At 44.1% G+C, this 9,187-nt stretch carries 4 protein-coding genes; 1 reads left to right on the top strand and 3 read right to left on the bottom strand.

All coding sequences use genetic code 11. From position 1 onward, the window contains the following. Nucleotides 1–171: 171 nt before the first annotated feature. Both O9316_RS12205 and O9316_RS12210 read right to left on the bottom strand, forming a co-directional pair. Nucleotides 172–960, bottom strand: coding sequence for a hypothetical protein (locus O9316_RS12205; RefSeq protein WP_298205161.1), 789 nt, complete (start codon nt 958–960; stop codon nt 172–174). A gap of 68 nt (nt 961–1,028) precedes the next feature. After that, complete coding sequence (locus tag O9316_RS12210) at nt 1,029–4,370, bottom strand: CotH kinase family protein (RefSeq protein ID WP_298347256.1); 3,342 nt, start codon at nt 4,368–4,370, stop codon at nt 1,029–1,031. A gap of 287 nt (nt 4,371–4,657) precedes the next feature. Between O9316_RS12210 and gcvP the strand changes: the two genes are divergently transcribed. Further along, the gene (gene gcvP, locus O9316_RS12215) at nt 4,658–7,501 is read left to right on the top strand and encodes an aminomethyl-transferring glycine dehydrogenase (RefSeq protein WP_298205163.1); all 2,844 of its coding nucleotides are present in this window, start codon (nt 4,658–4,660) and stop codon (nt 7,499–7,501) included. A gap of 507 nt (nt 7,502–8,008) precedes the next feature. Here gcvP and O9316_RS12220 read toward each other — a convergent pair. Continuing rightward, nucleotides 8,009–8,959, bottom strand: a complete 951-nt coding sequence (locus O9316_RS12220) for a hypothetical protein (protein ID WP_298347258.1) — start codon at nt 8,957–8,959, stop codon at nt 8,009–8,011. Between the last annotated feature and the right edge of the window lie 228 nt (nt 8,960–9,187).

The following is a 9,187-nucleotide window of genomic DNA, read 5'->3' on the forward strand; positions in this document are numbered from 1 at the left end:
GGCAGTCCGTACCCATCGATTTGTCAGGACAACCCACAGGCGTGTTTCATATAACACTCCACACCGAAACAGCCTCCTATGCGTTGAAAGTAAGTAAACAATAAATCAAAAAGAAAAGAGTCGTGAATGCGGCTCTTTTTGCATACTATACCCCATCGACAACAAGCATTGTCACCCGCCAATCCCATACACCAATCCTGCCCATACCATCGGGAGCGCTTCAACCCAAAAGGCAGTAAACGTTTTCGATTGGTGGGGTTGGGTTGTGTAAATGGCCCCCAAAGTAAGCAGCGCGATACCCAACGCAGCCCCCTTTTGTGGCATGCCATGACTCCAAAAAACTAAGCCCACAAATACAAGCACCAAAACATACCCAAACCGCTTGGCCCAAAGAATCCCAAACCGTTGCGGTAGGGTTTTTAATGCCGCAGGATCGTGGGTACTGTCGTAAATCTCAAACGGCAACAGTAAAGCGCAAACATAGATAAAGTGAATCAAGGCTACATGATTATGCCTGATATCCCCTACAGGAACGCTACTTCCCAAAAAAACGGTAACGTAAGTAACGACCCCACTCACCCAAAACATCTTAAACAACCCCCAACGGCGAAGCCACGGATACAGAACTACAGCTCCCATCCCAACGATCCAATCCAAGGCCGAAACAACTTCTAGAGGGTATACCATAACGCCCCAAAGGAGGAATAGCAACAGCGTCACCGCACGAATCGCCCAAACCCGTCGCGAGGCCTTGGGTTTCCAAAGCAAAGCACCATAGCGAAGTCCGTTGTAGGCCACGACAGTGCCTGCTCCAATACGAATGCCGTGATTGAGCGACCAAGACTGACCCAAATGCGCTTGCGCCACGGTGTACAAAGCGACTACAGCCAAGCCGGTGTGCAAGGACGCCACTATATAAAAATGGGTCAAGTGCTGTAGCGCCCTTTTTACGATTTGCATTACATACCAATTTAAAAGAGCAACCTACAAAAAAGGAGCTTTGTTTCCAAAACTCCTTTCCGGTATATTTATCGTTTCATTAGCTTACGTGTGGTACGTTTGCCCTCGGACTCCAATTGAAGGAGGTAAATCCCTGCGGGTAAATCGCTCACTGCAATCCGTCCGTCGGTAGTGGCCCCCGATTTCACCAAACGCCCATCCAAAGCGACCACTTGATAGGTCAAATCGGCTGGCGTTGGAACCACCGAAACCAAGGTCGTAGCCGGATTGGGGAAAATGGCTACCTGCCAATCGGTACTTTCTGGCACACTCAACGGCAACGCCACTCCTTGTACACTGAAATTGTTAAACGTGACACGATTGCCATTATCAACCGTCATATCGCTACCGTAAAAGCGAAAACGCACTTGAAAATCGGGCGAATTGGTCGCCGCGGCAATACTGGTAAAATCGACTTGAAACACCTGGTAATCGGCCGTAAGTGGCAAGGTAGCAGCAGCCAAGCCTTGGGCACTCCACGTTAACCCGTCTACACTATACTCCACGGTTATCCCTTCGGCAGCGCCTTCATTTCGGGCAGCAAACGCAAACACAATATCGCGATAGCCTACCGTTGAAAATCGAAACGTCATGGTATTTTCAAAGCCTTGTGCTTGAAACGGTTGTTTGATTTGCAATCCCCGCATGTTCGACGTCGCAAAAGGGAGATTGTTATTGGCTTCAGGAATATAATTTAGGGCTGTGGGACTATTGCGCCGCTCCATAGAAGCTTTACGCCAATTCGGATGTCCCACACTGAAGGGATAACCTACCAAGCATGAAGTATACACCAATTGCCCCTCGGCACCCACTTCATAAGTGCTCGCAATGCTTGTTAACGGCGTATCATTGGCAAGTACCGCATCCATCATCCAAAAATAAATCGGTATTGCGGTTGGCCCCTGTCCTGTGGGAATAAAATGGGCCGTAAGGGCAAAATCAGCCGTGGGCGTATAGGTAATTTCAGCATCGGTACTCGTTACCGCACCACTCCAATGACTGAATGAATATCCCGGTAGTGCGATCGCTTTGACCGTGACGGGGATGTTTTGAAAATATATCCCGTTCCATGGGTACGGATTTTGAGCCACCCCTGGCGTGTCCGCAGTGAGTGCAATCGTATTGATTTGAATATACCCGCGATCAACTTCATTCACGTCCAAGGTTGTCGTCACATTGGCGGTAATCCCAAACTTTTCCCGAATATGGGTGCGCTGAATCTCAGGGCGTACGGTGGCAAAATTGGCAATCACATCCTGACTTTCGTACCACCAATCATCATCAAAAGGAGCTGCCCATCGGTCAATTTGATTAAATATTTCCGATTCGATCCCTGCAGCAAACTGCTCCGAGAGTCCGATAACCCGCTCGGGTAAGAAATACGTATTCATCATGTCGGCAAAGCGATTGATAAAACCCAACTTGAAAGCATCGTTTTCCAACAATCGACGCAAGATTAACGTGGACCATTCGGGATTGGGCCATTCGGTTCCTCCGGTAGCTGTGGCAAACTCGAGGGTATTGTGGTCGTTAATATCATACATCAAACTAAATCCGGCATCGGTATCTTTAATAGCGGTGCGCCAACGCCCATCGTTACCGTAAAGGGCATTTGGGGTAAACGGTACGTTTTTACGCCAAAAAAGAGTATTCCAACCGGGCCAATCGGTATTTTGAATAAAAATATTGGTGATAAAATAGTCCCGGAAATTGTCGACATCCATTTGCGTTTTTAGGTAATCAAACGCCCCTGAGGAGGCCAAACTATTGTTTTGCAAATACGTAAAAAGGGCCTGAAAATGTGTGTCGGTGCCTTCATCCACTTGATACCCGTCGGCAATGATTTCGATATCCGACTCCGTAATTCCGTACTTTCGTTCAAAATAATGACGGTCTAAACGCTCGCGTAAATTCAGCATCCCCCAATATTCCCCATTCAAAAACACAATAGAAGGTTGGTATAATTGAAAATCCAAGCCCGTTTTTTTAATCAAGTCATGGGTAAAGGCATCTTTGTAATAGGTATTGAAAAAATCATTGCCCGAATTGCGCATAATCAAGCGCTTATACCCACTGAAAGGATCGCCCGAAAACACCGGATAATTGAAGGTCGCTGCCCCCAATTCAGGCCGGGCATAGAGACGCAACGATTTGTTTTGAAACTGACGGGTTCCGCCGCCATTGATGCGAATCCCCACTTGTTGGTTTAAGACTTCATTTCCATTGACAAAATAGTTGATACTGCCCACACGCTCGGAACTGTCGCCCGAACGATCGTAATTGGAATCAGAATACCAAAGCGCCTGAGTGTTGGGATTGGCCAAGCGCCAATTGTCAAAATCGACTCCAGCCACATAAATCCCCTCATTGTAATCAAAAAACTTGTTTTCATCGATACTTACCGACATCACGGGCAACCCAAAGCGGGCCAATCCTTGCGGGTGCACAAAATAAGATTCGGTGACTATGGGACTGGCTAAGGCACCGGGCTTGTAGGCTCGTGCGCGCACTACAGTTCCTTTGTAAATTGGAGCACTAGGCAAATAAAAAGAAGGATCATCATCAAACGTAGATGAAATCATTGAAATATCGTTGGGGGCAGTAGTGCGATCGGCAATCGTAAGGGGTGCCGTGTACGTTTGCGATTGAAAGCTATTGGACAAAAAAGTTGTCGACGGTAAGGCCCCTATTTCCTCGGGATACACATTTTTATAAAAATAAGTGGTTCCGTTGAGGTTGTTGCTATTCGGGTCAGAACCGTCCGTCGTGTAGATAATGGTAACGGCGGGATCAGGATGACTCAAAGTCAACGTAAAACTCTCTGTAAAAAAGCCCCCTTGCACCGAAAAAGTGGGCGGGGCCAATACCTCTGCATAGCCTACTACTGCGCCATTGGAAGTGCCTGGCGTAGGTTGTGGAAAAAACACAAAGGTACTTCCGCCATCGGTTTGACGTCCGTAGGTAAAATTTTGCGGAACCAACAAGGGCGCATAGCTATCGGCCACAGTCCCATCGGGTCGGGTTAATGTGAGGGTCTCGCCTCCTGAACTAATTTTGAAATTGGTATGCAGTGGAGCCGTTGTAACCGTTCGATTTTTATCCGAACACCATACCAGAAGATGCGCTCCCGGTTGCAACCAATACTCTGGAAAAACCCAAAAATAAGGCGTTGCAGGATTGTCCGAGAGTCCATACCCTTGCAGATTGACCGCTGTGGTTCCGGCGTTGTACAATTCAATCCAGTCTTCATAGCTGCCATCTTCGTCGGTAATCACCGTGGTATTGGAAGTAATGATTTCGTTGATCACCACCGATTGTGCGGGTACGTTGCCCCCAATGAGACAAACCAAGAGGAAAAGTAGTTTTTTCATCGCGTTTTTGTTTTGGAATGCAATGTTACGCCCCAAAAAAAGGTTTCGAAAAGAAACTCGATGTACAGCAAACTATTCCCGTTGAACGTATTAAATTTCAAGCAGTTCCCCGAAAGGAAATCCCACCACGGTTTTGTTGATAAACCCCTCCTTTGGTTGAAAAATTCTAAAAATATTAGCAACTGTGCGTGACCAAAATACAAGTTTAATAAGTACTTTTGTTAGCGATTTTTTTAGGTAAAAAAAATCAAGACAACACAACAAAACAGACTAATTTACCAACTTTAATGAGAACAGATTTATTTGCATCACGTCACATTGGGCCACGTGAATCCGACTTACAACACATGTACCAAACCATCGGGGTAGCCGATATGGACCAATTGATTTACGAGACGTTACCCGATGAGATTCGATTGAAGCAACCCTTAGCGTTGGAACCCGCGCTTTCCGAACATGAGTATTTGAACCATATTACAGCCTTAGGTAAAAAAAATAAGGTGTTTCAATCGTATATCGGATTGGGATACCACCCCACGGTCATTCCGGCGGTAATTCAACGCAATATCTTTGAAAACCCCGGATGGTATACCGCCTACACCCCCTACCAAGCTGAGATTGCACAGGGGCGTTTGGAGGCTATTTTGAATTTCCAAACCATGGTAATCGAACTCTCGGGAATGGAAATCGCCAATGCTTCTTTGCTTGACGAAGGAACAGCCGCTGCCGAAGCAATGGCCCTCTTGTTTGATGTGCGTACCCGCGACCAGAAGAAAAACAATGCCCATAAATTCTTTGTCTCCGAAGACATCCTTCCCCAAACCCTATCGGTATTACAAACCCGTTCAACCCCTATTGGCATTGAATTGGTGGTTGGAAATCACGAAACCATCACACTTACTGCGGAGTATTTTGGTGCTATTGTACAATACCCCGGAAAATACGGTCAAATCAACGACTACACAGCGTTTATGGCGCAAGCCAAAGCCTTGGACGTTAAAGTTGCCGTAGCAGCCGACATCTTATCCTTGGCAGTACTAACACCTCCCGGAGAATGGGGCGCTGATGTGGTGGTGGGGACTACCCAACGTTTCGGTATTCCTATGGGCTATGGCGGACCCCATGCTGGTTTTTTTGCCACCAAAGAAGAATACAAACGCTCAATGCCCGGCCGTATCATTGGAGTCACCATCGACGCCAATGGCAACCGAGCACTGCGTATGGCGTTGCAAACCCGTGAGCAACATATTAAACGTGAAAAAGCAACATCCAACATTTGTACCGCGCAAGTATTGTTGGCCGTAATGGCGGGTATGTATGCGGTATTCCACGGCCCGAAAGGATTGCAATACATCGCCAATAAAGTACATGCCGCAGCCGTAACCTTGACCGATGCGTTAAATCAACTCGGCGTATATCAAACCAACACGGCGTATTTCGATACCCTCGTAGTGAAAGCCGATGCGGCTAAAGTGCGCCCCGTTGCCGAGCAACACGAAATCAATTTCTATTACATCGACGGGGAAACCATTTCAATTGCGTTAAACGAAACGACCTCAGTAGCGCATTTGAACCAAATTGTCAACGTATTTGCTACAGCCCTCGGAAAATCGCCCGTAACGATTAGCGAACTCAGCACGCAATCGCAAATTCCGAAGGCCTTCGAACGCCAATCGGCGTTTTTACAGCACGAGGTGTTCAACAGCTACCATTCGGAAAGTCAGTTGATGCGTTACATCAAAAAATTAGAACGCAAAGACTTGTCCTTAAACCACTCGATGATTTCGTTGGGGTCGTGCACCATGAAACTGAATGCCGCGGCTGAAATGCTTCCGTTATCGCAAGCGCAATGGAATAGCATTCACCCCTTTGCGCCCCTCGACCAAGCGGAAGGCTACCAAATCATGTTGAAAAAACTGGAGCATCAATTGAATGTGGTCACTGGTTTTGCAGGTACCACATTACAACCTAACTCGGGAGCCCAAGGGGAATATGCGGGGTTAATGGCCATTCGCGCCTACCACCTTTCACGAGGCGATAACCACCGCACCGTTTGTTTGATTCCTTCCTCGGCCCACGGCACCAATCCCGCTTCGGCAGCCATGGCAGGGATGGAGATTATTGTCACCAAAACCACTCCGGAAGGAAATATCGATGTCGAGGACTTGCGAGCACGTGCCATCGAACATAAAGATCGTTTGGCCGCGTTGATGGTGACCTATCCTTCTACTCATGGGGTATTTGAAAGTTCGATTATCGAAATCACCAACCTGATTCACGAAAATGGCGGTTTAGTTTATATGGATGGCGCCAACATGAATGCCCAAGTAGGACTGACCAATCCAGCGACCATTGGAGCCGATGTGTGCCACTTAAACTTACACAAAACCTTCTCGATTCCGCACGGGGGTGGGGGGCCTGGAGTTGGACCTATTTGTGTGAATGAAAAATTAGTTCCGTTTTTACCTACGAATCCAATTATCCCAACCGGTGGTGACCAAGCGATTACCGCTATTTCGGCAGCACCTTTTGGATCGGCTTTGGTGTGTTTGATTTCCTACGGCTACATCATGATGATGGGCTCGGAGGGACTGACCGATGCCACAAAATATGCGATTTTGAATGCCAACTATATGAAGGCCCGTTTGGAAAGCCACTACCCTGTGTTGTATTCGGGTGAATGTGGACGGGCAGCCCACGAGATGATTTTGGATTGTCGTGAGTTCAAACAAAAAGGCATCGAAGTCACCGATATTGCCAAACGCTTGATGGATTATGGGTTCCACGCACCCACGGTTTCCTTCCCGGTAGCGGGTACCTTGATGGTTGAACCTACGGAATCGGAAGATTTGGCCGAATTAGATCGTTTTTGTGATGCCATGATTGCCATTCGCCAAGAAATTGAAGCGGCAACGGCAGAAGAACCCAACAATGTTTTGAAAAATGCGCCGCATACTTTAGCGATGTTAACCGCCAATGAGTGGAACTTCCCCTATTCACGTGAAGCGGCCGCTTTCCCCTTGGAGTATTTGCACGACAACAAATTCTGGCCAAGTGTTCGTCGTGTAGACGATGCCTACGGCGACCGTAATTTAGTTTGCTCGTGTGCGCCGATTGAAGCGTATATGTAGGTTGATTAATAGTAATTAGTGACTAGTGACTAGTGACTAGTCACTAGTGATTCGACTTTAGACTTTAGAACAAAGAACCGCTTTTAACGAGCGGTTTTTTTGTTTTCTGGATGATGAAAGACCCAAATGATGGCGCAAACAAGCCGATACCTTTTTGATTCTTAAAAGGGCACTAAAAATATTTCTTTTTCCCCCTTTTCAATCCCATTGTCATTCGATTTGGTGTTGTTTAATGGATTGACAAATGAAATGTGATAGTATACTCCTTTTGTTGTACTCACTGCATCGACACACTATATCTCGAATTGAAATGGTTTGTTTAGCGTTATGAAATAAAAAAGCCGAATATATCATTCGGCCTTGTTTTATAAGTTTAAAAACTATTTGGAATTAAGACAACTCATCTATTCCTTTACTAATTAATGCTTTCATAATTCTTGCTTTATAAGTTTATAATATTGCTATTACATTGTAAATGTACTATAATTTATCGTTTAACAATGTAATTTAACGTATTTTTTCAAAACTCATACCAAAACCTTGGTGAGGTAAAATTATATCATTATTTAGTATTCTACAAATATGATTTTCAAAATCTTCATTACTATTTGTAAAGCCATTAACCAAACCTATATTAAAAAAAGAAACTCTCACATTAGAGGGAAAATTTACTGAAACTTGCATTCCATGGGTTATATACTTCATTCTAAAAAGCTTATAATTTTCATTTTTAAGAGGATATCTCCTCTCGTATTTTGATTTTATTACAAATTTTTTAGAATTCTTTAGTTCATATTTATACAACGTTTTTTTGGGGTCATCTCTAGTAGATTCATCTTCAACTAGCGCAATATCTTCTCCATTGACCTTAAAATAAATAAGCTCATTAACAATTCTTGTATTAGGATCATTATCATCACTAATTTCACTTCGTATCTCCAATTTAGCAGATTCAGATTCATTGTCCAATATGACATTATATTGACACGTTTGGGTATAAAAAATCTCAAAATTGTCGTTAATCTCTTTTATATTTATGGACACATTGTAATCCTCATAGTAAAAAGAAGAATTTGTCGGGAGATAGGTATTTAAAATCTTATCTTCAAGTAAATCACTAATTTTTGGAAATTTTCTATTGTATAAACTTTTAGAAATATCTTTCCATAATTGTGGCAAATCATTTCTATTTTCAATAAAAGAAGTACTAGTCATGACTTTTGTAATTTCTTCTTTAAATATTCCCGTAAATTGTAAAGATTTCAGAATGGCAGTAAAAATACCTGATGTTAACATACCTAAGCCCGCTTTATCTAAAATTGAATTTACCCTCGGGGAAAAAATATCATTTAAGGAAATGATAAAGCATAGCAATGACAAAACAATCAGTATCCAAGTTAAGTTTTTAAAAATCCAAGCTCTGGAATTCTTTAAATATTCTTCAAATTTATTTGGCATATAGTAAAAAGTATTAGGGTTAAACTGTTGTGTCTATTTCTGTAACAATGTTTTATAATTTAAGTTCAAAAAAAAGCACTACTTGAAACTCAAATATACAAAAAAAACTTTTTGCCCATCGCGAGAAAGAGCAACCGTCTATCGTAAATGTTGTGCATTGATTTCTCGATTGGCGGGAAAGGCACCGAGAATTACGATTAAATTGCTTACTTTCCACAACATTGGCGG

The organism is Flavobacterium sp. (assembly GCF_027533505.1).
Taxonomy (GTDB): Bacteria; Bacteroidota; Bacteroidia; order Flavobacteriales; family Flavobacteriaceae; genus Flavobacterium.